This window comes from Phycicoccus sp. M110.8, assembly GCF_032464895.1.
Lineage (GTDB): Bacteria > Actinomycetota > Actinomycetes > Actinomycetales > Dermatophilaceae > Pedococcus.
The window spans coordinates 909,581-934,890 of record NZ_JAWDIC010000001.1 but is presented as its reverse complement, the minus strand read 5'-3'; the positions used below and the strand labels follow the sequence as shown (position 1 = coordinate 934,890).

Here is a 25,310-nt window from a genome sequence, read left to right as displayed (position 1 = left end):
GTGTCACCGGCGCCGCGGGTCGCTGGCTAGGGTTGACCCGTGCTGAGGACGACGGCGGCAGTGGTCGCGGGCAAGGCGGCGCGGGCTGCGTCGAGGCTGCGTGGCGGCGGGTCGGCGCTTCCGGGCCTGGTGGCGGAACGGGTCGACCCCGGGTTCCTCACCCAGGCGCTGCGTGACGTCCGCGGCGGGATCGTGGTGGTCAGCGGCACCAACGGCAAGACGACGACGACGAAGATGCTCGTGGCGGTGCTGCGCGCACACGGACGCACGGTCTTCACCAACCCGACGGGCTCGAACTTCACCAGGGGTGTCATCTCCTCGATGCTCGGCGAGCTGCCCCTGAGCGGCCGCCTGGCCGCCGACATGGCGGTGCTCGAGCTCGACGAGGCGCACGCCCTGCGGTTCGCGGACGCGGTCAAGCCCACCCACGCCCTGCTGCTCAACGTCGCCCGCGACCAGCTCGACCGGTTCGCCGAGATCGACCACACGGCACAGCTCCTCGCCTCGCTGGCCGAGCAGACGACGACCGGCGTGGTGCTCAACATCGACGACTCGTTCATCGCTCGGATCCGCGACCGGGTGGCCCCGGGGGTCACCGTGACGTGGTTCGGGGTGGACGGCTCCATCGCCGACCGCCTGCCCGAGCTCCAGGAGCAGGACGTCCGGTTCGAGGACGACTTCACGCCGCCGGTCGCCGGTCCCGACGACGGCCTGCTCAAGCCGGCCGACGACCGGACGTTCTCGATCCTGTTCGGGGAGAACGGCTCTGCCTCCGTCGGGCCCCTCGAGCTCCAGCAGCGCGGCCTCGCGGCGATGATCAACGCGACGGCCGCGACGACGGCCGCGCGGGCGCTCCTCGGCGACGCCTTCGACCCGGCAGTGGCCGCCGATGCCCTGCGCGCGGTGACGCCGCCGTTCGGCCGCGGCGAGGTCGTGATGGTCGACGGACAGCCGCTGGAGCTCGTGCTGGTCAAGAACCCCGCAGGCTTCACCGTCGCGCTCGGCACCTACGGCTCGACCCCGGTCGCGACGATGGTCGCGATCAACGACAACTACGCCGACGGCCGCGACGTGTCCTGGCTCTACGACGTGAGCTTCGAGAGCCTGCGCGAGCGCGGGGTCGCCCTCACCTCGGGCGTCCGCGCCTACGACATGGCGCTGCGCCTGCAGTACGACGACGTGCCCGTGGATGCCGTCGAGGCCGACCTCGACCGGGCCCTCGACGCCTTCCTCGCCGGCCACCCGGACGAGCCGAAGCGGATCTTCTGCACCTACACGGCGATGATGGCCCTGCGGCGGACGCTCGCCGCCCGGTACGACCTGCCCGACATCGGCGAGGAGGCCTCATGAGCGACGGCCAGGACCTGCACGACGAGGGCCAGGACCTCCGTGGCGCGGACGAGAGCCCTCAGGGCGCCGGCCCGGACGGACTGGGCCCCATCCCTGCCGGCGACGGCACGGCATACGCCGGCGCCCACCCGGCCCCCGTCGACGTGCCGATCCCCGGGGAGCCGGCCGGCTCGGCCCGGGTGCCCGACGCGGGGCGCGAGGGCAAGGGCGTGATCCACGTCGTGCACCTGTACCCGCGCGAGATGAGCATCTACGGCGACCTCGGCAACACCCGCACCATCGCGGCGCGGATCCGCCGGCACGGCTACGTGCCCGTCGTCCACCAGCACCACCCCGGCGCACCGTTCCCCGAGGAGGCGCACCTGCTGCTCGGCGGCGGCGGCCAGGACTCCGGGCAGGTCCGGGTCGAGGACGACCTCGAGCGGCTGGGCGACCGGCTGCGGGCGATGGCCGCCGACGGCGTGCCGATGCTGATGATCTGCGGGATGTACCAGCTGTTCGGCAACGCGTTCATCACCGTCGACGGCAAGCGCCTGCCGGGGCTCGGCATCCTCGACGTGACGACGCAGGGCAACGCCAAGAGGATGATCGGCCCCGTCGTGCTCGACACCGACTTCGGCCCGGTCGTGGGGTACGAGAACCACTCCGGCTCGACCACCCTCGGCTCGGGGCAAGCGGCGTTCGGCCGGGTCCGCTCGGGCCTGGGCAACAACGGCACCGACGGCACCGAGGGCGCCCGCAGCGGCAACGTGATCGGCTCCTACCTGCACGGGCCGATCCTTCCGGCGAACCCTGCCCTCGCCGACGCCCTCATCGGGCTCGCGGCCGAGCGCGCCACCGGCCGGCCGTTCGAGCCGGTCCCGCAGGACGACGCGTATGCCGACGAGGCGCGGAACCGGCAGGTGCGTCGCCTCGTGCGCCGGTGACGGGACCGGTCGGTAGGGGCGGCGACGCCGGAACTGGAGGCGGTGGCGCCGGAACTGGAGGCGGTGGCGCCGGAGCTGCCGGCGGTGGCGCCGGAGTTGCAGGCGCCTCCGGTCCTGAGCCCGGCGGAGCGCCGATGACCGTGTCCGAGCGGGTCCTCGACCTGTTCGCCGTGCCGGGGGACGTCCGCCCCGTGCCGGGTGGACAGGGGCGCAGTGTCGTGGCGGGCGACCTCGTGCTGTCACCCGGGCGCGACGCGCAGACCGCGGCGTGGCTCAACCCGGTGCTGGCGCCGCTCGCGGTGAGGCTGGACCTCGAGCGGGTGTCCGGCCGGGCCGGCGTGCGGGTCGCCATGCCGATCCCGGCCCGGGACGGCTCGTGGGTGGTCGAGGGCTGGGGCGCGAGCCGGTACGAACCGGACACCACCGCGTGCCACGACCCGGCGCTGCTCGCCGCGACCGGCAGGCTGCTGCACGCCCGGTTCGACGAGGCCGTTCGCGCACGGCCCGCGGGGCTGGACGCGCGGACGGACCGGTGGGCGGTCGCCGATCGGCTGGCCTGGGGGCCGGCCGATGACCTGGCCTCCGCTGCGGAGCGTTCCGGCTCCGGGCTGGTGCGCGGGCTCGTCGAGGAACGCGCCGACGTCGACCTCGGGCCGGACCAGCTCGTCCACGGCGACCTGGCCGGCAACGTGCTCCTCGACGCGTCCGGGACTCCTGTCGTGATCGACGTGGCCCCCTACTGGCGGCCCGCGCGGTGGGCGGAGGCGTTGTGCCTCCTGGACGCGGTGGCCTGGCACGGGGCGGACGGGTCGGTGCTCGACCCGTGGTCGACCGGCGTCGGGCGGCAGGCGGTGGTGCGGGCGGCGCTGTTCCGGCTGCTCGCCGACTGCCTCGACGGGCGCGGGTCGCCGGCGTCGGGAGACGCCCCGCGCAAGGTCGAGCGAGCCTACGGCCGAGCGCTGGTGCCGCTCCTGGGCTGACGGATGCGGACGCTCCACCGCGCCTTCGCGTTCTGGGGTGCAACGGCCGGTGGTCGGGCGGCGGGCAGCGGACCGTTGCACCACGTAGCTCCGCGAGATTCGTTGCGCCGCAGTCGAATTCGCTGTGCACAACTCTCGCTCACCAGTTCGAACAGGTGTACGATTGGGCTATGCCGGTCAGCGACATCGCGGTGCAGCGGGACAGGGCCCAGCGGGCCCTGTGGGACCGCACTGCCGCGGTGGCCGGGGCCCTGAACGCGGCGCACGCCGAGCTGGTGGACATCGCTGCGCAGCTGCTGGAGGGCCGGCACTGGGGTGATGGCGGGTTCCGGTCGGTGGAGCACTACCTGGTCGTGCGGGCCGGGTTGTCGCCGGCGCATGCCAGGGACGTGGCCGCGGTCGCGCGGCGGCGGGCGGAGCTGCCGGTCGTGGCGGACGCGGTCGCGGCGGGGGAGCTGTCGCTGGACCAGGCGGCGGTGGTCGCGCACCACGTGCCGGCCGGGTACCAGCGGTCTGTGGGCGAGCTGGCCCGGCACATGACGGTGCCGCAGCTGCGCCGGGCTGTGTCCCGACACGCGTTCGCGGTGGCCCCGACCGAGGACGGCGACAACGGGGCCGACGCCGCCGGTGAGCCGGCTGACGGCACCCAGCAGGACGACGGGAGCAGCGCCCCCGGCAACAGCGATGCGGTGCGGCGGGCGTGCGCCCGGCCGGAGCTGTCGATGGGCTACGACCGGGACGGGCGGTTCCAGCTGCGGTATACCGCCCCCGCCACGGTCGGTGCCCTGGTCGAGCAGGCGGTGCGGGAGGCCAAGGACGCCCTGTTCCTGCAGACCCGCGGCGAGCCCGGTCCCGGTGCGGAGCGGCCGTCCACGACGAGGGGCCCGTCGCCGACCCATGCCGACGCGTTCGAGCTGCTCGCCCACCGGTCGCTGGCTGCCGCCGGCCGAGACGACGTGGGCGAGGGCGGCCCGAGCAAGGGCTCGGGTGGGTCGTCGCGGGCGGGCCGGTACCGGGTGTACGTGCACCTGTCGACCGACGGCGCGTGGGTCAACGCCCGCGGCGCCATCCCCCAGGTGCTCCTCGACCGGCTCCTGACCAACGGGCTGGTCCAACCGGTGTGGGAGACGAACGGGCATCCCGTGTCGGTCGGGCGCGCCATGCGGATCCTGCCCGACCGCGCCCGACGCCTGGTCACCGACCGCGACCGCGGCTGCCGGTTCCCCGGCTGCACCGCCACCCGCTTCCTGGAGGTCCACCACCTCACAGCCTGGGCCGACGGCGGCAGCACCGACCTGTCCAACCAGGTGTCCCTGTGCTCGTTCCACCACGACGCCGCCACCCGCGGTGACGTCACCATCACCGGCGACCCCGGCCGACCCGACGGCCTCACGGCCACCAACAGGCACGGCATCCGGATCGCCGGCGGTCATCCACCAGGGCCACCCGGCCCCCCGACGGTGACAGAGATGGGCACCAGTCCCGGGCCGATAGCCGCGGTCGGGCACCCCGGTCGCTCCACGGCATACCGACCACCCACCGGCGAGCACGCCCGCTGGGCAGACATCGAGCTCACCCCCGACCGCGACCTGCCACCACGTCCCCACGCCCGGATGACGCCTGGCGTGACCGCGACGTACGACGCCGACCTCGCAGGTCAGCGGACGAGCCAGGACGGGGTCGGGTTGACCCGGTCCCCGAGCCAGCTCAGGTCGTCCTCGTAGGCGACTTCCACAGCTTCCAGACGCTGATCCCCGAGAAGGGCGCCGGCAAGCGTCGGGCTTCCGGCGACCAAGGTGCTGTCCCAGTCGATGTCCGTGGCGATGCACCACGAGCGGTCTGATGGCCAGACGAGGTTGGCCGATTGCCGCCACGGCGGGGCCATGCCGGGCCACGTCGTGAGGACCGCCTTGGGACCGGTGAAGAGGCGGTATCCGCCCCGACCCCGCATCGTCGGCCCACCGTGGGGCGAGTCCCAGAAGCCGAACCCGTCCCACACGGCGTAGAACACGGGACCGGTGGCCACGCAGTGATCGAGGACCGCCCGCTGGACCCGAGGAGGCATGGACCCCTCTTCGGGGTCGACGTCGCTCGAACGCCCGGTTCCTGTGAAGGCCGGGTAGATGCCGCACCACTGCGCCAACGGATGCATGACGCGACCCTCGTCGGCTGCGACCTGCGCCCACGTCCGGCCGTCGCCCGCCGGGTGCAGCACACGCACGACGCGGTCGAAGCCTGTGGGCACCACCGCTCCCGCCGGCACGCCGTCGCCCCCGCCCTTGATGAGGCGGTCCTCGACCCAGTCGCCCTCGGCGACAGCCAGCACCCGCTGCAGCGTCGTCATGTCCAGATCATGACGCGGAGACCGGTTCCCGGGGCGGTTGGCAGGTGTCACGATGCACTGCCACGGACCCGGCCGACAGCAGTTGGCGGCCACGTCGTGAAACCGCCTGGGCGGCTGGATCGGCGTTAGGGTGCCGGGGCATGGACATGTTGAGGGGGAAGCAGATCGCCGAGGCGAACCTGACCGAGTGGCGCAAGCTGGCGCAGGGCCTGCATGCCAGGTACCTCGTCGACGACTTCGGCGCAGCCGTGCGGTTCCTGGCGGTGGTGGGGGAGGCCGGTGACGCGCTGGGGCACCACCCGCGGGTGGCGATGGGTACGGGGTACGTCGACCTCGAGCTCGTCAGCGACGACGCGATCTACCGCGACGACGAGGGCACTGAGCACGTCGTCGAGTGGGTGACCCAGCAGGACGTCGACCTGGCTCGCCGGGTCACCGAGATCGCAGGCGACCACGGGCTCCGGGCAGACCCGGCCTCGGTGAGCGAGGTCGAGCTCGGCCTCGACACCGCGCGCTCGGCGGCTGTCGCACCGGTCTGGGCCGCCCTGCTGACCGGGGACGCCGGAGCCCAGGGCCGGGGCACCCCGGGCGACGAGGTCCGGGACGCCACCGGGCGCGTGCCGAACCTGTGGTTCGGCGACGGCGACGGCGACGGCCAGAACGACGAGGGGCCGCGCCAACGGTTCCACCTCGAGGTCTACGTGCCGCCCGAGGCGGTCGAGGCGCGCATCGCCGCGGCTGTCGCCGCAGGTGGCACCGTCGTCGACGACAGCGAGTCGCCCGGGCTCACCGTCATCGCCGACCCGGACGGCAACCGGGGAGTCCTCTGCGTGGACACCTCCGCCGCCAGCACGGACTGACACCGGCCACCGGCGGACACCGACCACCGGCGGATGCCGACCACCGGCGGATGCCGACCACCGGTGGATGCCGGTCGCCGGCGGATACTGACCACCGGCGGATGCCGGTCATGGGGCGATGCCACCACGGGCCGGCCCCAGCCGGCCACGGGCCGGCTGGGGCTGGCCCCAGCTGGCGGCCGACACGCGTGGCCCGCGCCCGACGACCTCCGCGCTGAGTCGCCGCAGTCAGTCGACGAAGTCGTCGCCGGCCTCGAGCCGCAGCCGCAGCAGCTCGGCGAGGGTGACGGACTCCCCGTCGCGCGCGCCCTCGCCCACCTGCAGCGGCGGGTCGCTCGGTGCCACCTCGACGCCGCGGAACCGGGCCAGCGACCGTGGCGGCACCAGCAGGGAGTAGTAGCGCCCGTCGGGGTCGACCCCCACGGAGCGGTCGAGCCGCAGGTACCAGCCGCGGACACCCGTGCGGTAGCGGCTCGTGCCCTTCCACGTCCGCGCAGTGAGCTCCGTGGTCGCCAGCCCGCGCTCGGTCGCCGTGCGGACGAACTCGTCGAGCAGCACCTGCGCCTTGGCCGACTCCCGCGCCCGGCGCTGCTCCTGCATGCGCACGTGGTAGTCGGCGCGCTCGCCCGCGTCGCTGCTCGGGCGCCCGGCCTCGGGGCTCGCCTCGCCTGGTTCGCCCGCGCCGCTCACGTCGCCCGCGCCGCTCACGTCGCCCGTGCCGCTCACGTCGTCTGCTCCAGGGGCACGTCGTCGACGGGCTCCTTCTTCGGGCTCAGCGTCCAGGCTGCCCAGCCGAGCGCACCGAGCGGGATCTCCATGAAGTGCGTGTATGCCGAGAACAGCACCGCTCCCGCGACCGCCGCGTCGGGCTCGGCGCCCCACGCGACGAGCGCCGCTGCGGTGACCGACTCGGTGATGCCCAAGCCGCCGGGGGTGACGCCGACCGCGGTGGCGAGCCGGCCTATGGCGTACGCCGCGAACAGCTGCCCGTAGAACAGGTGCACGCCGGTCACGTGCATGCACACGAGGAAGATCCCGTAGTACACGCCGAAGAACCCCACGAGCCCGAGGGTCATGGAGATCCAGCCGGTCCGGACGATGTCGCTGATGCGGGCGCGGAGGTCGACGACCAGGTCGTGCACGCTCATCGAGCGCCGGCGCCAGAGGCGGCCCAGGACCCGGTCGATGCCCTGCCCGATCGCGACGGCCGCCCGCTCGGACACGAGGATCGCGACGAACGCGCCGAACAGGAGCGACCCCGTGAGGGCTCCTGCCAGGGCGGCGTCCCCGAGGGCGCGCGGCACGTCCGGGTCGGTCCCGGCATACAGGCCCACGATCGCCAGCAACGGCAAGGCGATCCGCGCGAGGACGTTCCACACGCCGGTGACGATCGCCGACGTCGAGATCTCGCGCCGGGAGAACCCCCACGACCGGCAGATGGTGTACGTCGCAGCCAGGCCGACTGCCCCGCCGCCGGGCAGCAGGTTGCCGACGGACGAGCCCGCGACGTTGACGATGAGCGCCTGCCAGTGCCTGAGGCCGTGCATCGACGCGGTCAGCGTGAACGTGTAGCAGTACAGGCCCACCACCACGCCGCCGAGCAGGAGCAGGGCGGTGCTCGCGGGCACCCGCGTCAGCACCTCCCACACGTGCGACCACGTCGTCTTGCCGAAGTACGGCAGGCCCCAGATCAGCAGGGCCGCCGCGAGGCCGAGCCCGAGCACCGCCTGGGCGACCCGTCGCACCCGGTTGCGGCTCCTCGTCGGCTCCGTGACCACCACCGTGCTCACCCGAGGCCCTCGAACACGTCCCGGCTCACCGGCATCCCCGGGGCTTGCGCGGCGTCGACGAACCACTCGCGCCCGAACACCAGGTCGAACAGCGGGCGCGGGATCCGCAGGAACGCCGCGAGCGTGCGGTCGGCCCCGTCGTCGGCGCTGGACTGCGACGCGTGGGCACGCATCGACGCACGCTTCTGGGCGGCATACCGCCACACGGGGACGCGGTGGGTGATCTCGGAGCGGGCGCTGAAGGCGCGCTTGAACGAGTCCCGGTCGAACTCCGGCGGGAACCGGTACACTTTCGCGGCGAGGTCCACCGCCCGCGCGATGGTGTCGCGGGGGACGGTCGCCTGCAGCACGCGCGGCGTCCCGGCCAGCTCGGCCGCGCGGGCCCCCACCTCGTGGACCCGCACGTGGTCGCGGTGGCCGTAGCCCCCGTTGCGGTCGTAGGTGAGCAGCACCGCCGCCCGCTCCTCGGTGAGCACCTGCGCCAGCCGCGAGGCCGCCTCCTCCAGCGGCGCGCGGACGAAGCGCACGCGGCCCGGCGGGTCGGGGTGGGTCTCGGGGCCGAGGCCGCTGTCGGCGTACCCGAGGTAGACGACCCGTGCGACCCGCAGGGCGCTCGCCGAGCGGCGCAGCTCCTCCAGCCGCCGCTCACCGAGCCGGCCGTCGGCGGCGTACTCCGACGAGGTCAGGCCGAGGTCGCCGTCGGTCGCGACCACCACGACGACCCGGTGACCCTCCGCCGCGGCGCGCGCGAGGGTGCCGGACGTCAGCAGGGCCTCGTCGTCCGGGTGGGCGTGGAACGCCACCAGCGTGGGGGTCATCACGGCCATCCTGTCGCATGGGAGGCTCTTGATCGTGAAGGTGGCCCTCCTGACCGACTGTTACCTGCCCCGCCTGGGCGGGATCGAGGTCCAGACGCACGACCTGGCCGCCCACCTGCGCGCGCGGGGTCACGAGGTCGAGGTGTTCACGGCCACCCCTGGACCGCGCGGCGAGCGGCACGGGGTCGTGCGGCCGGTCGACGGCGTGCCGGTCCACCGCATGGCCGTCCGGCTGCCGTTCGAGCTGCCCGTCAACCCGCTCGCCCCGCCGGAGGTCCGCCGCCGCCTCGCCGAGGGCGGGTTCGACGTCGCCCACGTGCACATGGGCGTGGTGAGCCCCTTCGCCACCGACATGGTGCGGGTCGCGCTGGGCCTGGACCTGCCGGCCGCGATCACGTGGCACTGCCTGATGGACCGTTCGGCACCGCTGTTCCGCGTGCTGGGGCAGGCCCGGCGCTGGGGGGCCCGGGGGGCCGCGCTGTCGGCGGTGTCGAGCGTGGCCGCGGCGAACGTCGCCGGCGTGGTGGGCCACGACGTGCCCGTGCACGTGTTCCCCAACGGCATCGACGTGGAGCACTGGCGCGCTCCCGGGCCGCCCGGCCACGCGGGTGCCGCGGGGGAGGCGAGGGAGGCGGCCCGTCCCGTGCGGGTGGTCGCGGCGATGCGCTTCGCCGCGCGCAAGCGTCCCCTGGCGGTCCTCCAGGTCGCCCACCGCGCCCGCCAGCTCGCTCCCGCCGGCGCACGGATGTCGCTCACCCTGTTCGGGGAGGGCCCGGAGCGCCGACGGCTCGAGGCGTACGTCCACCACCACGACCTCGGCGACTGGGTCAGCCTGCCCGGGCGCGTCGGACGCGAGGAGCTCCGCGCCGCCTACTGGGACAGCGACGTCTACCTCACGCCCGCGCGCCTCGAGGCGTTCGGCATCGCCGCCCTGGAGGCGCGGACCGCCGGCCTGCCCGTGGTCGCGCGGCGCGACACGGGCGTGGGCGACTTCGTCGTCGACGGCGTGAACGGCCTGCTGGGCGACGACGACGACGAGCTCGCGCGGGCGCTCGCCCGGCTGGTCCGCGACGAGGGGCTGCGTCGGACGATCGCGACGACCAACCGCACGCAGCCGCCCGCCCAGGACTGGCCGGCGGTGGCCGCTCTCGCCGAGCGGGAGTACGCCCGGGCGGCCGGCCCGTGAGCGCGCCGCACTCCGTCCCCATCGCCGTCGTCGCGGCCACCGGGCCGGGACGCGAGGTCGACCGCTTCGCCCTGGCCCACGGCGCGGACCCCGTGCGCGAGCTGGCTCGTCGCGGCTGGGCGGTGCTGCACGTGGAGTCGGCCGACCTCGTCGGCGGCGTGATGGAGCTGCGGTATGCCGTCGCGGCCGCCACCCCGACCACCGCCGGGGCGCGAGCGGTCCCGACCGACCCCGGTCTCGTGGTCGGCGAGGACGAGCGGCCCGAGCCCTACCAGCGCACTGCCGCGTACGGCGTCGTGACGAGCGTGCGCGGGGTCCTGCTCACCGAGCTGTCCGAGCGCACCGCCGCACCGGGCCGGTGGACCCTGCCCGGTGGCGGCCTCGACCCGGGGGAGTCGCCGCTGGCCGCCCTGCACCGCGAGGTCTGGGAGGAGAGCGGCCAGCGCGTCGACGCCCCCGAGCTGCTCGAGGTGACCACCTCGCACTGGGTCGGCCGGGCGCCGAGCGGCCGGCTGGAGGACTTCCACGCCGTGCGGGTCGTGTATGCCGCGTGGTGCCCGGACCCGACCGACCCCGTCGTGCACGACGTGGGCGGATCGACGGCGTCGGTGCGGTGGGTGGCGCGCGAGGAGGTGGGCGCGTGCGCGCTCACCGGCTTCGCCACCTCCCTGACCCGCTGGCTCTCGGGCTGAGCGACCGGTCCCCGGTGGGACCGGCCGCCCGGGTTCAGCGGGTGGACCGCAGCCAGTGCACGGCCACGGCGCCGACCCACAGCTCGTACCCGAGGGTGCTGAGGGCGAGCAGGGGGAACAGGGCGCCGGTCACGAGGGTGGCGCTGCCGACGAGCGCCAGCGGGATGAGCACGAGCCCGGTCCGCTGCAGCCACGGCGCCGACCCGGCGGCGCGGAGCCCGAGGACCACGGCACCGAGGAAGAACACCCGGGGGAGTGCCGAGAACGCGAGGGCGAAGGGCGCGATCGAGTCCCACCCCGCGAGGATGCGCAGGTCCGTCCCGCTCGCAGCCGTCTCGAGCGCCACGTCGTGGAGCACCCCGCCCAGCGGCCAGACCAGCGCGAGCAGCGCACCGGCCGCGCCCGCCACCGTGGCGAGCGTGCCCGACCTGTCGGCCCGGCGCAGGTGCGCGACGACTGCGCCGAGGAAGCCGAGCAGCAGGGTGCCGGCGAGGACGAAGGCGAAGTTGCCGAGGCGGTAGGAGCCCTGGGCGTCGAGCACCCGCTGGCCGCGCGCGAGGGCCGGGTCGCCGGGTGAGCCCGCCTGGGGCAGCACCACGGTGGCCATGACCACCATCACCGCGAGCTGGCACCCCGCGAAGGCCACGCCGAACCAGGTGCTGAGCCGCGTGAGCGGGTGGCGGGTGGGGTCGGCCTCCGGTTCGGTCGGCGCCGGCGCAGGCAGGTGCAGCAGCGCATCGGTCGGCTGGGTCGTGGCGGTCATCGTGGTGTCCTCTCGTCGGTGGGCGGGGCAGGTCTGCGCCCCGCTGGTCGACGGTAGGAATCGCCGCCCGGCCGCCACATCGACCCGGGGTCTGCACCCGGGTCGTCCCGGCGAGCCCTCCCGCGTCATCCCACGGGCTGATGTGCGCGGGTGCCGGTCGTCCCTAGGCTTCGGGCCGTGGGCGCTGTCGAGCGGATCAGGAGCACGAGGCTCGACGCCGCCCTCGCGCTCGCGCTCACGCTCGCAGGGCTCGCCCAGCTGGTCGTCGTGCCGATCGCCGGGCCGGCGACGGGCGTCCTCTACGTGCTGGGGTCGACGCTCCCACTGGCGTGGCGGCGCACCTTCCCGGTCGAGTCGGCGCTGGTGTCCTCGGCCTTCTGGCTCGTGCCGCTGGAGGGCTACCCGGTGCTGGGGTTCGTCGTGGTCGTGCTGCAGTTCTTCGCCCTCGGCGACCGTGGCCGGCCGCGGCTGGCCGTTGGCCTCACCACGGCGTGGGCGGCGACGGCGTCGGCCGTAGGCACCCTGCTGGGGCCGGAGCTGCCGGTCGCGGCGGTCGGTGCCGTGCTGGTCGTGGTGGCGCCGGTGCTCGCGGGCCGGCTGGTCCGCCACCTTCGGGGCCAGAACGAGGCGCTGGCCGCCCTCACGGACCAGCTCCGGGAGGAACGGCTCCGGGCCGAGGAGGCGGCCGTGGGCGCCGAGCGCGCCCGCATCGCGCAGGAGCTGCACGACGTCGTGGGCCACGAGCTCACCCTCATCGCGATCCAGGCGGAGGCGGCCTCGCAGGCCCTCAGGCTGAGGCCGGACCTCGCGGCGGAGCCGGTCGAGACGATCCGCTCCACCGCGCACCGCGCGCTCGCGGAGGTGCGAGGCGTCGTCGACCTGCTGGCCCCTGGGCGCGACGGCCACGCGGTCGGCGGGGTGGTGGAGCTGGCCGGCCGGGCCCGCGCCGCGGGCGTGCCCAACGCCCTCACGGTCACGGGCACGCCCGGCTCCGAGCAGTCGGCGGCCGGGCTGGCCGTCCACCGCGTCGTGCAGGAGTGCCTGACCAACGCCGCCCGGCACGCGCCGGGTGAGCACGTCGCGATCGGGGTCGACTGGGGCCCCACCGAGGTGGCCGTGACCGCCCGGAACGCCCGCCCCGGCCGGGGCCCGGTCCACGACGGCCGCGGGCTCACCGGCATACGCCATCGCGCCGAGCTGCTCGGCGGGACGTATGCCGTGGACGCCACCGACGGGGGCTTCGAGCTGCGCGTGACGCTGCCGGTGGTCCGTGCCCCGGGCAGCGACCGGGTGCCGGCGTGACCCGGGTCCTGCTCGTCGACGACCAGGACCTCGTGCGGACCGGCCTGCGGATGATCCTGGAGCTCGGCGGCGTCGAGGTGGTGGGCGAGGCCGCCGACGGTGCCAGCGCCGTGGAGGCCGTCGCGGCGCTGCAGCCCGACGTCGTCCTCATGGACGTGCGCATGCCCGGGGTCGACGGGGTCGAGGCGACCCGGCGGATCACCGCAGCGGGCGGGGCGAGCCGGGTGCTCGTGCTCACGACGTTCGACCTCGACGAGCACGTCGCCGACGCGCTGCGGGCCGGTGCGGTGGGGTTCCTGCTCAAGGACGTCACCGCCGAGCGACTCGTCGACGCCGTGCGCCGGGCGGCGGCCGGTGAGCCCGTCGTCGCGCCCACCGTCCTGGCCCGCGTCCTGGACCACTACCGCGTCAGCCCACCGGTGCCGGGAGAGCTGGCCGCAGTGCTCGCCTCGCTCAGCGACCGCGAGCGCGAGGTGCTCGCCCTCATCGGGGCGGGCCGCAGCAACGCCGAGATCGCCCAGGAGCTGGTCATCAGCATGGCGACGGTCAAGACGCACGTCCGGCACCTCTTCGCCAAGCTCGACCTGCGCGACCGGGTCCAGGCGGTGGTCCTGGCCCGGGAGGCCGGCCTCCGGGCGCCAGAACGGCGGTGACCGCGGTTCGCGGCCACCGCCGTGGAGGGTCAGCTCGTCCGGCCCCGGCGGCGCGAGCCGAGCAGCCCGACCAGGCCGAGCAGCACGAGCAGGGCGCCGATGGCGACGATCCCGAGCGGGCCGACGTTGCCCCAGTCGACCTGGACGTCGGTCACCTCCTGCCAGATGGCCAGACCCGCGATCGCGAGGCACACGATGCCGAGCAGGACCGGCGGCAGGTGCGGCCCCGAGGGTCGCTGCGGCTCCTCGCGCTCGACGCTCGTCGGGGCGTCCCAGGCAGCCGGCGCCGGCTGTTCGTGGGCGCCCGCCTGCGCGGTGCCGAACACCCGGCTGTCGGCCGAGGGCTGCACCGGGCCGGTCTGGTCCAGCTCGATCTCGCGGGTGGGGTCGCTGCCCGTGGGCTGCGGGTCCTGGGGGTCTCCGGCGCTGCCGGGGATGGGGGTGGTCACGGGAGTCACTCCTTGCCGATGAGGATCTGGCCGAGGCCGACGTGGGCATCGACGACGACGTCGGGGGTGCCGCTGCCGAAGGTCTGGGTGGTGCTGACGTTGCGTCCGTCGCGGACGGAGCTCGAGCTGTTGAAGAGGTCGCTGTCCGAAGGCGATCCGGGGAACACGTCCGGGGTGGGGTCGGTGCGGGAGATGTCGCCCGCGCCGACCTCGCTGCGCACCTCGACGGTCAGGTCCTTCGGGATGCGGATCCGCAGCTCGCCGATGCCGACGCGGGCGTCGACTCGAGCCGGGGTCGAGGGGTCGTTGGCGGCGTCGGTGAGGTCCAGCTCGGCCGAGCCGATGCCCAGGCGGTACCGGGGGTTGGTGTCGGTCGCCGCGGGTCGCCACACCCGGTCGCCGATCCCGCCGCCGAGGTTGAGGTTCGGCACCACCGAGGCGCTCCAGGTGCTGAACGCCAGCACGATGGCGACGAAGGCGGTGAGCCCGGCCCGGTAGCCGGCCAGCCCGAGGCCGACCAGGGCCACGCCGAACACGGCGAGCGAGGCGGCGAGGGCGACGGTCTCGTCGCTGCCGGGCCAGGAGTTGGCGTCGTGCAGCCACAGGGTGAGGCCGTAGACCGCCAGGGCCAGGCCGCCGACGAGCAGGGCGCCGACGAAGCCGGCACTGCGACGGCGCGGGGGGCGGGGAGCCCTGGGCGGCCGCGGCGCGACGGGCGCCGGCGGCACCGGACCCTGCGGCGGCCAGGCCGGGTGGTCGGCGGTGGCCGTGGCCGACGGCGCGGCATACGCCATCGGTTCGGGTCCTGCCGTGGAGCCGGGGGCCGTCGCGGAGGCGGACGGCGTCGCACCCGCGGTGTGCCCGGTGCCGCCCGCGGCGGTCCCGGTGCCGCCCGCGGCGGTCCCGGTGCCGCCCGCGGCGTACCCGGTCCCGCCCGCGGGGGTCGCGGAACCGTGCGCGGGCCTGCCGTCGCGGTGGCGGGCCACGAGCCAGACGACCACGGCCACCGGGATGGCGACCCACCAGAACCAGACGAACCCGTTGTCGTGGCCGATGCCGGGGCCGCCGATGAGGGAGAGCCCGATGACGACGAGCAGGATGATGCCGAGGACGTCGCCCTGGCGGATCGCGCGCTCGGCGACGATCTCCTCGCGGTTGTTGGGGATGAAGGCCCACGCGATGAGGTAGACGGTGATGCCGATGCCGCCCATGAGGACGAGCAGCACGAGGGCCGCGCGGATCACGATGGGGTCGACGCCGAGTCGGGTGGCGATGCCGGAGCAGACGCCGGCCAGCCACTTCTCCTCGCCGTCGCGGCGGAGGTCGATGGACCGGAGCCAGTCGAAGAACCGGTCCAGCCCGGAGGCGGGTGCGGCGGTGGGGCCGGCGGCCGGCCCAGGGGTCTGCGTCATACCGACCATGCTGTCGACCGGGCGCGGGCGCTGCCATGAGGGTCGACCCTGAACCGACCCTGAAGCAGCCCCGGGCGACCCCTGTTCCGCTCGGTTTCGGCTCGCGCGTGCGTCAGGATGAGGACATGCCCACCCCGTACGAGCGACCTGCGACCACGCAGGAGGCGAGGACCGCCGAGCGCCGCGCCGCCCGGCGCGTCTTCAGCCGTCCCGTCGAGGGCAAGGTCATCGCGGGCGTGGCCGCCGGGCTCGCCGACCACCTCGGCTGGCCGGTGTGGTGGGTGCGGGCGGCGTTCGTCCTCACCAGCATCCCGACCGGTGCCGGCCTGGTCGCCTACGTGTTCCTGTGGGCGCTGTCCCCGCAGTCGCGGGACGGCGTGGTTCGTGGCGGCCGGCGCACCATCGACCCCGCAGCCGTCCCGGTCGCGCCCTCGCAGGTCGACCCCGAGGAGGCCCGGGCCGAGGAGGGGGAGCGTGACGCCACCCGTGTCCTGGTCGTCGGTGGCCTCGTCCTGCTGGCCGGCCTCGTCGTCATCGCCCAGAACGCCGGCTTCAACGCCCGCCTGGGCATCCTCGCGCCCCTCCTCGTCGTGGCCGTCGGTGCGGTCATCGCGTGGTCGCAGCTCGACGAGGCGCAGCGGGGCCGGTGGCTCGGGTCGGAGTCGGGCACCCGCCGGTTCAGCACCGCCCGGTTCGTCTTCGGCGGCGTCCTGGCGCTCGCCGGCCTGGTCATCATGGCGACGCGCGGGCGCTCGCTGTCGGCCATGTGGGACATCGGCGCGGCCGTCGTCGCCGTGCTCGCCGGTGTCGCGCTCATCGCGGCGCCGTGGGGCCTGCGGCTCTGGCAGGACCTGCGGCACGAGCAGGCGGAGGCCGCCCGTGCCACCGAGCGCGCGGACATCGCGGCCCACCTGCACGACTCGGTCCTGCAGACGCTCGCGCTGATCCAGCGCAAGGCCGACGACCCCGGCGCGGTCACCCAGCTGGCGCGCGCCCAGGAGCGCGAGCTGCGTTCGTGGCTGTATGCCGGGCCCTCCGACTCCGAGGCGACGCTGGCTGCCGCGGTGGCCGAGGCCGCGCACGAGGTCGAGGACCTCCACGGCACCCCGATCGACGTGGTGTCCACCGGCGACCGGCCCCTCGACGACGGCGGGCGGGCGCTCGCGCGGGCCGTCCGCGAGGCCCTGCTCAACGCCGTGCGCCACGGCGAGCCCCCGGTGTCCCTCTACCTCGAGGTGGGGCCGGCGGGGGTGGAGGCGTTCGTCCGCGACCACGGTCCCGGTTTCGAGCTCGACGACGTCCCGGACGACCGGCTCGGCGTCCGCGGCTCGATCCTCGGCAGGATGGAGCGGCACGGCGGGACCGCGCGGGTCCGCCGGCTCGAGCAGGGCACCGAGGTGAGCTTCACGCTGCCGCCCGTGGCAGCAGACGTCCCGGAGGAGAGCAATGAACACGCCTGAGACCCGAGTGCCGGTCGTCCTCGTCGACGACCACCGGATGTTCCGGTCGGGGGTGCGGGCCGAGATCGGCGAGACCGTCGACATCGTCGGCGAGGCGCCCGACGTCGACACGGCGGTCGCCGTGATCCGCGAGACGCGGCCGGCGGTCGTGCTGCTCGACGTGCACCTGCCCGGGGGCAACGGCAACGGCGGGGTCGACGTCCTCCACGGCTGTCGCGGCCTCGAGACGGCCGGCGGCCAGCCGGTGCGGTTCCTCGCCCTGTCCGTCTCCGACGCCGCCGAGGACGTCATCGCCGTGATCCGCGCGGGTGCCCGCGGCTACGTCACCAAGACCATCAACGCGACCGACCTCACCCGCGCGATCCGCCGGGTCGCCGACGGGGACGCGGTGTTCTCGCCCCGGCTGGCGGGGTTCGTCCTCGACGCGTTCGGCGCCGCAGCAGGCGAGATCGCGGAGGTCGACGAGGAGCTGGACCGGCTCAGCGCGCGCGAGCGCGAGGTGATGCGGCTGATCGCCCGCGGCTACCAGTACAAGGAGGTCGCCAAGGAGCTCTTCATCTCGGTGAAGACGGTGGAGACCCACGTCTCCTCGGTGCTGCGCAAGCTCCAGCTCTCCTCGCGGCACGAGCTCACCGCCTGGGCCATGGGTCGCCGCCTGCTCTGAGGCGCATCCTCGCGTCGGGCGGGTCCGTCCCGCCGAGCACTCTCCTCGCGCTGAGCCGCGTCGGCGCGCCCAGGCCGCCCGGTTAGGGTGGCGCCATGAGCTTCGTCTACAACCTCCTCGTCGTGCTCCACCTGCTCGGCATGGCCGCCCTCGTCGGCGGCTGGGCGGCGTTCGCGTGGAGGGGTCACGACACCGTGGAGCTCATGGCCTGGGGTGCCCGGGCCCAGCTCGTCACCGGCCTGCTGCTCGTCGGCCTGGCCGAGTCCGTGTCCTCGCTCGGTGAGGACCTCAACCACGCCAAGATCGGGGTCAAGCTCGTCGTGGCGATCGCGGCCCTGGCCTGCATCGAGATCGCCCGCGCCCGTGGCCGTCGGGGCGGACAGTCGACCCGCGGCCTCGTCATGGCCGCCGGTGGCCTCGGCGTCCTCAACGTGCTCGTCGCCGCGCTCTGGAGCTGACCCGCACGACCGCCTGCTGAGGGCATCGCCGCAGCGCGTCCCCAGGACGCACCGGCGCCTCACCGCTCGGGCGTGACCTCGTCGGTGGCGCCGGCCGTCCCCGCGCCCCGCGCGCTCGGGCCGCCGCGCCCGGTGCTGCGCGGGTCGGCATACCCGCCCTCGGGCGGCACCATCTCGGCGCGCACGCCGAGGAGCCGCACCGGGCGCTCGTCCTCGAGGGCGGTGAAGAGCTCGAGCGCCGTCGTGGCGATGACCTCCGGGTCGAAGGTAGGGGTGGTGAGCTTGCGGATGCGGTTCGTCGTGAAAAACGGCGCGAACCGCACCTTGAGGCCGACCCGCTGGCACGGACGCCCCTCGGCCCGGATGTCCTCGACGACCTGGGCGGCGAGGGCGGAGATCGCGTCCGCGACCTCCTGCGGCGAGGCGAGGTTCGTCTGGTAGGTCATCTCGCGGCCGTGCGCCCGGGCGACCCACGGGGTGTCGTCGACCCGCGCGGAGGAGACCCCGCGCCCGAGGCGGCCGTAGTGCGGCCCCATGGCCGGTCCGAACTCGGCGACGAGGACGGCCTCATCGGCGTCGGCGAGCTCCTGCACCGTCCGGTAGCCGTGGCTCGCCAACCGGGCGGCGATGCGCGTGCCCACGCCCCACAGGGCGGTCGTGGGCCGCTCTCCCATGACCTCGAACCAGTTGTCCCGGGTGAGCTGGTAGACGCCCTGCGGCTTGCCGAAGTCGGTCGCGATCTTCGCGCGGACCTTGGTGTCGCCGATCCCGACCGAGCAGTGCAGCCCGGTCGCCTCGAGCACGGCGGCACGGATCGACTCCGCGCACGCCACCGGGTCCGCGGTCGTCACGCCCAGGAACGCCTCGTCCCAGCCGAGCACCTCGACAACGGCGCCCGGCACCGCCCGCAGCGTCTCCATCACCCGCGCCGACGCCTCCTCGTAGACCGGGGCGTCGACGGGGAGGAACACCGCGTCGGGGCACTTGCGCACCGCCGTCTTGAGCGGCATCCCCGACCGCACGCCGAACGCGCGCGCCTCGTACGACGCGGTCGACACCACGGCCCGCTCGGTCGGGTCGCCCCGGCCGCCCACGACCACGGGCAGCCCGGCGAGCTCGGGGTGCCGCAGCACCTCGACCGCCGCGAGGAACTGGTCGAGGTCGACGTGCAGCACCCACGGCCGGGCCGTGGGCGAGGTGGTCACGCTGCCCATCCTGCCCTGCACCACCGACGCGCGCGGCTGGTGCAGGGCGCCCGCACGCCGGTCCCGCGCGTCGACGCCGGTCCCGCGCGTCGACGACCGTCAGGGGACGAGCAGCAGCTTGCCGGTCGTGCGCCGGCCCTCGAGGTCGTCGTACGCCTCCTTGGCGTCGTCGAAGGAGTACCGGCCGCCGATCTCGAGCTCGAGCGCGCCGGAGGCCAGGTCTCCGAGGACGGAGGTGCCGCGCTCCAGCAGCTCCTCGCGCGTCGCGATGTAGTGGCCGAGCGTCGGCCGGGTCAGGAAGAGCGAGCCGCCGGAGTTGAGCCGCTGGATGTCGAACGGCGGCACCTGTCCGCTCGCCCCGCCGAAGAGCACCATCATCCCGCGGGGCCGCAGCGAGGCCAGCGAGGCGTCGAACGTCGACTTGCCGACGCCGTCGTAGACGACGTCGACTCCCTTGTCCCCGTTGGCCTTCCGCACCTCGGCGGCGAGGTCGGACGACTGCGTGTAGTCGATCGTGGCGGCCGCGCCGAGCCGCCGCGCGATCTCGAGCTTGTCCGCCGAGCCGGCTGTCGCGATGACGCGGCCGCCCCTGGCCGTGATCATCTGCACGAGCAGCTGTCCCACCCCGCCGGCGGCGGCGTGGACCAGCGCGCTCGTGCCCTCGTGCACGGCATACGTGCTCGTGACGAGGTAGTGCGCGGTCATGCCCTGGAGCATGGCCGCGGCGGCCACGTCGAGGCCGAGACCCTCGGGCACCGGCACCAGGGAGTCCACGGCGCGGTTCGCCACCGTGGCAGCCGCCCCGAGGCCCTGCCCCCACGCGACCCGGTCGCCCACGGCGACCTCGGTCACGCCGTCGCCGATCCCGGTCACGGTGCCGGCGCCCTCGGAGCAGGCGACGAACGGCGTCTGCAGCGGGTAGACGCCCTGGCGCTGGTAGACGTCGATGAAGTTGACGCCGACCGCGGCCACCTCGACCTGCACCTCGCCGGGACCGGGCGGCGGCACCTCGACCTCCCGCACCTCCAGGACGGAGGAGTCGCCGGTGCGGGGGACGAGGAGCGCGCGGGCCGTGGTCATGGGAGCGACCCTAGGCGAGCGACTTCTGGTAGGCGACCAGGGCCTTGACCGGGGGCTTGCGGGCGAACGCCTGGGCCAGCTGGTCGGGGCTGACGAACCACACGTGGGTCATCGCGCCGGACTCGCGCTCGGTCGTGCCGGCCGGGCAGGAACCGTTCTCCGGCTTGACCTTGGGCTTGCCGCCGCCGACGCAGAACGTGTGCGTGTGCCACCGCAGGTACGGCTGGTAGAGCGCCGGCGGGGTCTGCTTCTCGGCCGTGAACATGACGCCGACGAGCTCGAACTTCCCCTGGGCCGTGCGGGCGTAGACGAGCGTCTCCGGCTTGGTCGGGTCGAGGATGCGGCCGTCCGTGCGGTTGGCCTTGTTGGGCACGTGGATCGCCATGACCCGGCCGTCCTTGGGCGCGCGCCCGGCGGCCTCGAGCTTCGCCAGCTTCCGCTCGTAGGCGGCCTGGACGTCGAAGCCCGCCTTCGTCGCGACGGCCGGGTCGCGGTATGCCGCCGTCGCGGCGATGGTGCGCTGCAGCAGGTCCCGTGCGGCCGCGGTCTGCGCGGCGGTGGCCTTCGAGGTGTCCGGCAGGTTGGGGACGTCGTGGTGGTGGCCGGAGCCACCGGCGGTGCCGGCACCGGAGCCGGCGTCCGCCGCGTGGTCGTGGCCGGCGGTCGCGGAGGCCGCGAGGTCGGTGTGGTCGTGCGTCGGGGACGCGAGGGCCGTCCCGCCGGCGAGGACGACTAGAGCCGCCACGCCGGCCGTGATGCCCGCAGCCCGGCGGGGCGCCGGGCCGGCGAGGCGCGGCTGCCGCTCGGTCGCGGTGGCGACGACCGCGAGTGCCGCGGCCAGCACCTCGAGCACCCCACAGACGACGTCGGCCGCACCGACCCGCTCGGCAACGCCGGCCCCCGGGCCGAACGGCAGCCCGCTCGTGCGGGACACCACCCAGAGCAGGACCAGCGCCACCGAGCCGGCGGCCCCCGCCAGGAGGATCGTGCGCGTCGCCGGGCGCGACCAGACCCACAGGGCCCACCCGATCTGCGCAGCGGCGACGACGAGGAAGAACAGTCCCGCGGCCCACCACTCCGAGAAGTGCTGGCCGGCGACACCGACGTGGACGAGGGCCGCACCGGCAGTGAGCAGGGCGGCGCACCGGACGAGGAGCGTGCGCGTTGTCATGCCGGCAACGGTGCCCCTGCCGTGTGCGGGGAGTGTGACGGGAATGTTCGGGGAGTGTTCGGGTTCGGGCGCGAAGCCCTCTCGATCGCCGCCGACCGCCGCGTCGGCCTTGCCGCGGCACCGGCGCGTCCGCCAGCGTTGCGCCATGGGACCCCGCCGATGACCGCGACCAGGGTGCTGCTCGTCGAGGACGAGCCGGCCATCGCCGAGGTCGCCCGGCTCTACCTCGAGCGCGACGGGCACGACGTCGTCCTCGTCGGCGACGGCGTCGCGGCCCTCGACCGCCTCGCCGCCGGCGGCGTCGACGTCGTGCTGCTCGACATCGGGCTGCCGGGGCCCGTGGACGGCATCGAGGTCTGCCGCCGACTCCGGGCGGCCGACGACTGGACGCCGGTCGTCTTCGTCACCGCCCGTGACGACGAGGTGGACCGGATCCTCGGCCTCGAGCTGGGGGCCGACGACTACGTCACGAAGCCGTACTCGCCCCGGGAGCTCGCCGCGCGCGTCCGCTCGCTCGTCCGCCGCCAGCAGCGGGCCCGCGACGCCGCAGCGGCCCCGGCGCCGCGCCTCGCGGTCGGCGCCGTCGTGCTCGAGCCGGACACCCGGCGGGCGACCGTCGACGGGTCACCTGTGGCGCTCACCACCACCGAGTTCGACCTGCTGGCCCACCTCATGGCCCGGCCCGGACGGGTCTACACGCGAGCCGAGCTGCTGTCCGCGGTGTGGGGCTACCCGGCGGACGACGGCTCGCGCACGGTCGACGTCCACGTGGCGCAGCTGCGCTCGAAGCTGGGCGGGGCCAGCCCCATCCGGACGGTCCGGGGCGTCGGCTACGGCGTGGAGCGCCCGTGAGGCGGCCGGGGGAGCTCGAGCGCCGCACCGTGGTGGCGATGGCGGCCGTCGCCACGGTCGCCGTCGTCGTGGCCGCCCTCGTCTCGCTCGGGCTCGTCCGGTCCGCCGACCAGTCCCAGGCCCGGAAGGCGTTGCACAGCAAGGCCGACCTCGTCGCGGCCATCCTCGACGCGAGCCGCCCCGCCGACATCGGCCCGTCCCTGCGCGTGGTCCGGCGCCAGGACACCCCCGTCGCCTGGCTCACCACGACCGGACGACTGGTCGGCGACCCGCTGGCCCGGACGGCATACACCCGGCTGCCTCAGGGGGAGCGGGACCAGGAGGTCTCGCGCACCCTGCGCGTCGACGGTCGCCAGGTGCTCGTCGAGGTCCGCCCCCTGGCCTCGGGTCAGGTCGTGGTGCTCGCGCAGCGCACCGACCTCGCGATCGGGCAGACGCTGCGGCTCTTCGACCGGGTGCTCCTCGCCCTCGTCATCGGTCTGGTGGTCGCGGTCGGGGTGGCGGTGCCGTTCGCGCGGCGCCTGGCCGCGCCGTTGCGCCGGACGGCGGCCGCGGCCCACCGGCTGGCGTCGGGCGAGCGATCGGTGCGGGTCATGCCCGAGGGGCCGGCGGAGCTGGCGGAGGTCGGCGCCTCGCTCAACGCCCTCGCCGAGGCGCTCGAGCACAGCGAGCGCAGGCAGCGGCAGTTCCTGATGTCCGTCTCGCACGAGCTGCGCACGCCGCTGACCGCGATCCGCGGGTTCGGCGAGGCGCTCGCCGACGGGGTCGCCACGGGGCCGGCGGTGCCCGCGGCCGGCGCGACGATCGTCGCCGAGTCCTCACGGCTGGAGCGGCTGGTCTCCGACCTGCTCGACCTCGCCCGGGTCGGCGCGGACGACTTCCGGTACGACCTCGGGCCGTTCGACCTCGGGACCCTCGTGGACGCCGCCGGGCAGGTGTGGGGGCGGCGGTGCCAGGCCGAGGGCCTGACCTTCGGCCTGGAGCGCGCGCCCGGCGCCGTGGACGTGGTGGCAGACCCGGCCCGCGTGCGGCAGGTCGTCGACGGGCTGGCCGAGAACGCGCTCCGCGTCACGCCCGCGGGGCGGCCGCTCGTGCTGGCGCTGCGGGTCGAGGGGGCCGAGGCGGTGCTGGAGGTGCGTGACGGTGGCCCGGGACTCACCGAGGAGGACCGGGCGGTCGCCTTCGAGCGGTCGGCCCTGCACGACCGGTACCGGGGCGTGCGGCCCGTCGGGACGGGGCTGGGCCTGGCGCTCGTGCACGAGCTGGTGACCGGGATGGGCGGACGGGTCGAGGCGGACGTCGCGCCCGAGGGCGGGTCCTGCTTCCGGGTCCGGCTGCCGCTCGTCGGCGGCCAGGCGCCCGCCCCCGCCGCCTGAAGGGGTTGCCCGGTCTCAGCCGGCGGTGTCGATCCAGTAGCGGCGCTTGCCCTGGAGCTCGCCCTCGAGCACCCCGCCGCACGACTCGATGACACGGGCCGAGGCGGTGTTGTCGAGGTCGCAGGTCACGAGCAGCCGTGCGATGCCGCGCCGGGCGGCCAGGGGGACGACCTGCCGCAGGGCGTCGCTCGCGAACCCGCGCCGCCTGGCGGAGGGCCGGACGCCGTAGCCGACGTGGCCGCCGACGGTCGCGAGCAGCGGGTGGGTGATGTTGTGCCGCAACGAGATCGCGCCGACGAAGCGGTCGGCCTCGTCGGGGTCCTCGAGCCACCAGTGCGTGGCCGTGGTCCAGCCTGGCGGCCGCAGGCTTCCCGGGTGCTCGTCCCCGGTGCGGTTGTCCACCAGGCGCCGGAACTCGTCCGGGTCCTCGAGTCCCTCGCGGGTGAACCGCAGGCCGGGGAAGTCGCCCTCCGGCGGCCAGTCGAGGATCCCGTCGTACTGGTGCTGCCCGGCCGCCCGGAACTCGTCCGCCGCCTCGAGGAAGGAGCGGTGGAACCGGACGTGCGGGGTGGCGAGCAGGACCACCCGGGCACTATCGCAGTCGGGCGATCGCGGCGTCGAGCATGGCCTCGGTGAGCTTGCCGGTGAAGGTGTTCTGCTGGCTCACGTGGTAGCAGCCGACCAGTCGGACCTCCCGTCCGTCGGGCAGCCCGAGCAGGGTCTCGGCGCCGTGGCCGAAGCGTGGCTTGGGGCGTGGCACCGTCCACCCGAGCCGGCGGGCCGCGCCGAGGGTGGCGTCCCAGCCGATCGACCCCAGCGCCATCATCGTGCGCAGCCGCGGTGCCGCCAGCTGCAGGTCGCGGTCCAGCCACGGCGCGCACGTCGCCTTCTCGGTCGTCGTGGGCTTGTTCGCCGGCGGGGCGCAGCGCACCGTCGCCACGATCCGTATGCCATGGAGCTCGAGCCCGTCGCCGGCGGCCACCGAGGTGGGTTGGGTGGCGTACCCGGCGCGGTGCAGCGCGGCATACAGCCAGTCGCCGGAGCGGTCGCCGGTGAACATGCGCCCGGTGCGGTTGGTGCCGTTGGCGGCGGGGGCCAGGCCGACGATCATCCGCTCGGCCTCCGGGTCGCCGAAGCCCGGACCGGGCCGGCCCCAGTACGGCTGGTCGGCGAACGAGGCGCGCCGGCCCGCGGTGGCGACGCCCTCGCGCCAATGGACGAGGCGCGGGCAGGCGCGGCAGACCGAGACCCGCGCGTCGAGCTCCCCGACGGTGGTCGCCTCGTTCGCGAGGCGGACCACGTCGGCCGGTCCGTTCGCGACGGGGGTGGCGGCGGTGGCCGGGTCGCCGGGCCAGCCCGTGCCGGGCGGGACGGGGGAGGGGAACAGGTCGCCGGTCAGAGGGTGCGGCTCCAGCGGCCCGGGTGCGTCCTGCTGTGTCTCGGCCACCCGGCCACGGTAGACGGGGCGCCGGCATGGCGCCCGCCTGTCGCACCGGCGTGGGCCGTGACACCCTTCCGG

The 25,310-nt window shown here is 75.1% G+C and carries 26 protein-coding genes; 14 read left to right on the top strand and 12 right to left on the bottom strand.

Annotated features, from left to right (window positions below):
* The first annotated feature begins 39 nt into the window (after positions 1–39).
* The 4 genes from RKE38_RS04375 to RKE38_RS04360 all read left to right on the top strand — a co-directional run bounded on the left by RKE38_RS04375 (position 40) and on the right by RKE38_RS04360 (position 4,980).
* Positions 40–1,350, top strand: a complete 1,311-nt coding sequence (locus RKE38_RS04375; RefSeq protein ID WP_316006226.1) for a Mur ligase family protein — start codon at positions 40–42, stop codon at positions 1,348–1,350.
* The gene (locus RKE38_RS04370) at positions 1,347–2,276 is read left to right on the top strand and encodes a cobalamin biosynthesis protein CobB (RefSeq protein ID WP_316006225.1); all 930 of its coding nucleotides are present in this window, start codon (positions 1,347–1,349) and stop codon (positions 2,274–2,276) included. Before RKE38_RS04375 ends, RKE38_RS04370 begins: the two co-directional genes overlap by 4 nt.
* Positions 2,277–2,410: 134 nt before the next feature.
* A complete protein-coding gene (locus RKE38_RS04365; protein WP_316006224.1) occupies positions 2,411–3,256 on the top strand; it encodes an aminoglycoside phosphotransferase in 846 nt (281 codons plus the stop codon).
* 170 nt (positions 3,257–3,426) lie between these two features.
* Positions 3,427–4,980 carry a DUF222 domain-containing protein gene (locus RKE38_RS04360; protein WP_316006223.1) on the top strand — a complete coding sequence of 518 codons (1,554 nt, stop codon included), beginning with the start codon at positions 3,427–3,429 and terminating at the stop codon, positions 4,978–4,980.
* On the opposite strand, the gene RKE38_RS04355 is transcribed toward RKE38_RS04360, so the two are convergent.
* A complete protein-coding gene (locus tag RKE38_RS04355) occupies positions 4,914–5,600 on the bottom strand; it encodes a hypothetical protein (RefSeq protein ID WP_316006222.1) in 687 nt (228 codons plus the stop codon). The genes RKE38_RS04360 and RKE38_RS04355 overlap by 67 nt on opposite strands.
* Before the next feature lie 140 nt (positions 5,601–5,740).
* Here RKE38_RS04355 and RKE38_RS04350 point away from each other — a divergent pair, with 140 nt between their 5' ends.
* Positions 5,741–6,460: a 4a-hydroxytetrahydrobiopterin dehydratase gene (locus RKE38_RS04350; protein ID WP_316006221.1), complete on the top strand. Its 720-nt coding sequence runs from the start codon at positions 5,741–5,743 to the stop codon at positions 6,458–6,460.
* A 228-nt stretch (positions 6,461–6,688) separates the two neighbouring features.
* On the opposite strand, the gene RKE38_RS04345 is transcribed toward RKE38_RS04350, so the two are convergent.
* From RKE38_RS04345 to RKE38_RS04335, 3 genes are read right to left on the bottom strand one after another with little or no spacing between them, the layout of a single operon-like run.
* Positions 6,689–7,186: a hypothetical protein gene (locus RKE38_RS04345; protein ID WP_316006220.1), complete on the bottom strand. Its 498-nt coding sequence runs from the start codon at positions 7,184–7,186 to the stop codon at positions 6,689–6,691.
* Positions 7,183–8,250, bottom strand: coding sequence for a lysylphosphatidylglycerol synthase transmembrane domain-containing protein (locus RKE38_RS04340; protein WP_316006219.1), 1,068 nt, complete (start codon positions 8,248–8,250; stop codon positions 7,183–7,185). Before RKE38_RS04340 ends, RKE38_RS04345 begins: the two co-directional genes overlap by 4 nt.
* Positions 8,247–9,068: a PIG-L deacetylase family protein gene (locus RKE38_RS04335; RefSeq protein ID WP_316006218.1), complete on the bottom strand. Its 822-nt coding sequence runs from the start codon at positions 9,066–9,068 to the stop codon at positions 8,247–8,249. The genes RKE38_RS04340 and RKE38_RS04335 overlap by 4 nt, the downstream gene beginning before the upstream one ends.
* 34 nt (positions 9,069–9,102) lie before the next feature.
* Here RKE38_RS04335 and RKE38_RS04330 point away from each other — a divergent pair, with 34 nt between their 5' ends.
* Both RKE38_RS04330 and RKE38_RS04325 read left to right on the top strand, forming a co-directional pair.
* The gene (locus RKE38_RS04330; RefSeq protein ID WP_316006217.1) at positions 9,103–10,254 is read left to right on the top strand and encodes a glycosyltransferase; all 1,152 of its coding nucleotides are present in this window, start codon (positions 9,103–9,105) and stop codon (positions 10,252–10,254) included.
* On the top strand, positions 10,251–10,946 hold the full coding sequence (locus tag RKE38_RS04325) for an NUDIX hydrolase (protein ID WP_316006216.1): 696 nt from the start codon (positions 10,251–10,253) through the stop codon (positions 10,944–10,946). The genes RKE38_RS04330 and RKE38_RS04325 overlap by 4 nt, the downstream gene beginning before the upstream one ends.
* 34 nt (positions 10,947–10,980) lie before the next feature.
* On the opposite strand, the gene RKE38_RS04320 is transcribed toward RKE38_RS04325, so the two are convergent.
* Positions 10,981–11,709 carry a hypothetical protein gene (locus tag RKE38_RS04320; protein WP_316006215.1) on the bottom strand — a complete coding sequence of 243 codons (729 nt, stop codon included), beginning with the start codon at positions 11,707–11,709 and terminating at the stop codon, positions 10,981–10,983.
* Between the two features lie 177 nt (positions 11,710–11,886).
* Here RKE38_RS04320 and RKE38_RS04315 point away from each other — a divergent pair, with 177 nt between their 5' ends.
* Complete coding sequence (locus RKE38_RS04315; RefSeq protein ID WP_316006214.1) at positions 11,887–13,011, top strand: sensor histidine kinase; 1,125 nt, start codon at positions 11,887–11,889, stop codon at positions 13,009–13,011.
* Positions 13,008–13,664, top strand: a complete 657-nt coding sequence (locus RKE38_RS04310; RefSeq protein ID WP_316006213.1) for a response regulator transcription factor — start codon at positions 13,008–13,010, stop codon at positions 13,662–13,664. Before RKE38_RS04315 ends, RKE38_RS04310 begins: the two co-directional genes overlap by 4 nt.
* A 29-nt stretch (positions 13,665–13,693) precedes the next feature.
* Here RKE38_RS04310 and RKE38_RS04305 read toward each other — a convergent pair whose 3' ends face one another.
* Entirely contained in the window at positions 13,694–14,113 is a 420-nt protein-coding gene (locus RKE38_RS04305) for a hypothetical protein (RefSeq protein ID WP_316006212.1), read from the bottom strand.
* 5 nt (positions 14,114–14,118) lie between these two features.
* Positions 14,119–15,525 carry a PspC domain-containing protein gene (locus RKE38_RS04300; protein ID WP_316006211.1) on the bottom strand — a complete coding sequence of 469 codons (1,407 nt, stop codon included), beginning with the start codon at positions 15,523–15,525 and terminating at the stop codon, positions 14,119–14,121.
* Positions 15,526–15,650: 125 nt separating this feature from the next.
* Here RKE38_RS04300 and RKE38_RS04295 point away from each other — a divergent pair, with 125 nt between their 5' ends.
* The 3 genes from RKE38_RS04295 to RKE38_RS04285 all read left to right on the top strand — a co-directional run bounded on the left by RKE38_RS04295 (position 15,651) and on the right by RKE38_RS04285 (position 18,107).
* Positions 15,651–16,985, top strand: coding sequence for a PspC domain-containing protein (locus tag RKE38_RS04295; protein WP_316006210.1), 1,335 nt, complete (start codon positions 15,651–15,653; stop codon positions 16,983–16,985).
* Positions 16,972–17,649 carry a response regulator transcription factor gene (locus RKE38_RS04290; RefSeq protein WP_310150114.1) on the top strand — a complete coding sequence of 226 codons (678 nt, stop codon included), beginning with the start codon at positions 16,972–16,974 and terminating at the stop codon, positions 17,647–17,649. Before RKE38_RS04295 ends, RKE38_RS04290 begins: the two co-directional genes overlap by 14 nt.
* Before the next feature lie 95 nt (positions 17,650–17,744).
* Positions 17,745–18,107 (top strand): hypothetical protein, encoded by a 363-nt coding sequence (locus RKE38_RS04285; RefSeq protein ID WP_310150111.1) that lies wholly within the window; start codon positions 17,745–17,747, stop codon positions 18,105–18,107.
* Between the two features lie 59 nt (positions 18,108–18,166).
* On the opposite strand, the gene RKE38_RS04280 is transcribed toward RKE38_RS04285, so the two are convergent.
* From RKE38_RS04280 to RKE38_RS04270, 3 genes are all read right to left on the bottom strand, one after another.
* Positions 18,167–19,321, bottom strand: a complete 1,155-nt coding sequence (locus tag RKE38_RS04280) for a DNA polymerase IV (RefSeq protein WP_316006209.1) — start codon at positions 19,319–19,321, stop codon at positions 18,167–18,169.
* A gap of 90 nt (positions 19,322–19,411) precedes the next feature.
* The gene (locus RKE38_RS04275; RefSeq protein ID WP_316006208.1) at positions 19,412–20,392 is read right to left on the bottom strand and encodes a quinone oxidoreductase; all 981 of its coding nucleotides are present in this window, start codon (positions 20,390–20,392) and stop codon (positions 19,412–19,414) included.
* A gap of 10 nt (positions 20,393–20,402) precedes the next feature.
* Positions 20,403–21,563, bottom strand: coding sequence for a hypothetical protein (locus RKE38_RS04270; protein WP_316006207.1), 1,161 nt, complete (start codon positions 21,561–21,563; stop codon positions 20,403–20,405).
* 159 nt (positions 21,564–21,722) lie between these two features.
* Here RKE38_RS04270 and RKE38_RS04265 point away from each other — a divergent pair, with 159 nt between their 5' ends.
* Together RKE38_RS04265 and RKE38_RS04260 are read left to right on the top strand one after the other, a co-directional pair.
* On the top strand, positions 21,723–22,415 hold the full coding sequence (locus RKE38_RS04265; protein WP_316006206.1) for a response regulator transcription factor: 693 nt from the start codon (positions 21,723–21,725) through the stop codon (positions 22,413–22,415).
* Complete coding sequence (locus RKE38_RS04260) at positions 22,412–23,791, top strand: HAMP domain-containing sensor histidine kinase (RefSeq protein WP_316006205.1); 1,380 nt, start codon at positions 22,412–22,414, stop codon at positions 23,789–23,791. The genes RKE38_RS04265 and RKE38_RS04260 overlap by 4 nt, the downstream gene beginning before the upstream one ends.
* A gap of 15 nt (positions 23,792–23,806) precedes the next feature.
* Here the strand turns inward: RKE38_RS04260 and RKE38_RS04255 are convergent, their stop codons facing one another.
* Positions 23,807–24,376, bottom strand: a complete 570-nt coding sequence (locus RKE38_RS04255) for a GNAT family N-acetyltransferase (RefSeq protein ID WP_316006204.1) — start codon at positions 24,374–24,376, stop codon at positions 23,807–23,809.
* 7 nt (positions 24,377–24,383) lie between these two features.
* Positions 24,384–25,238, bottom strand: coding sequence for a uracil-DNA glycosylase (locus RKE38_RS04250; protein ID WP_316006203.1), 855 nt, complete (start codon positions 25,236–25,238; stop codon positions 24,384–24,386).
* Between the last annotated feature and the right edge of the window lie 72 nt (positions 25,239–25,310).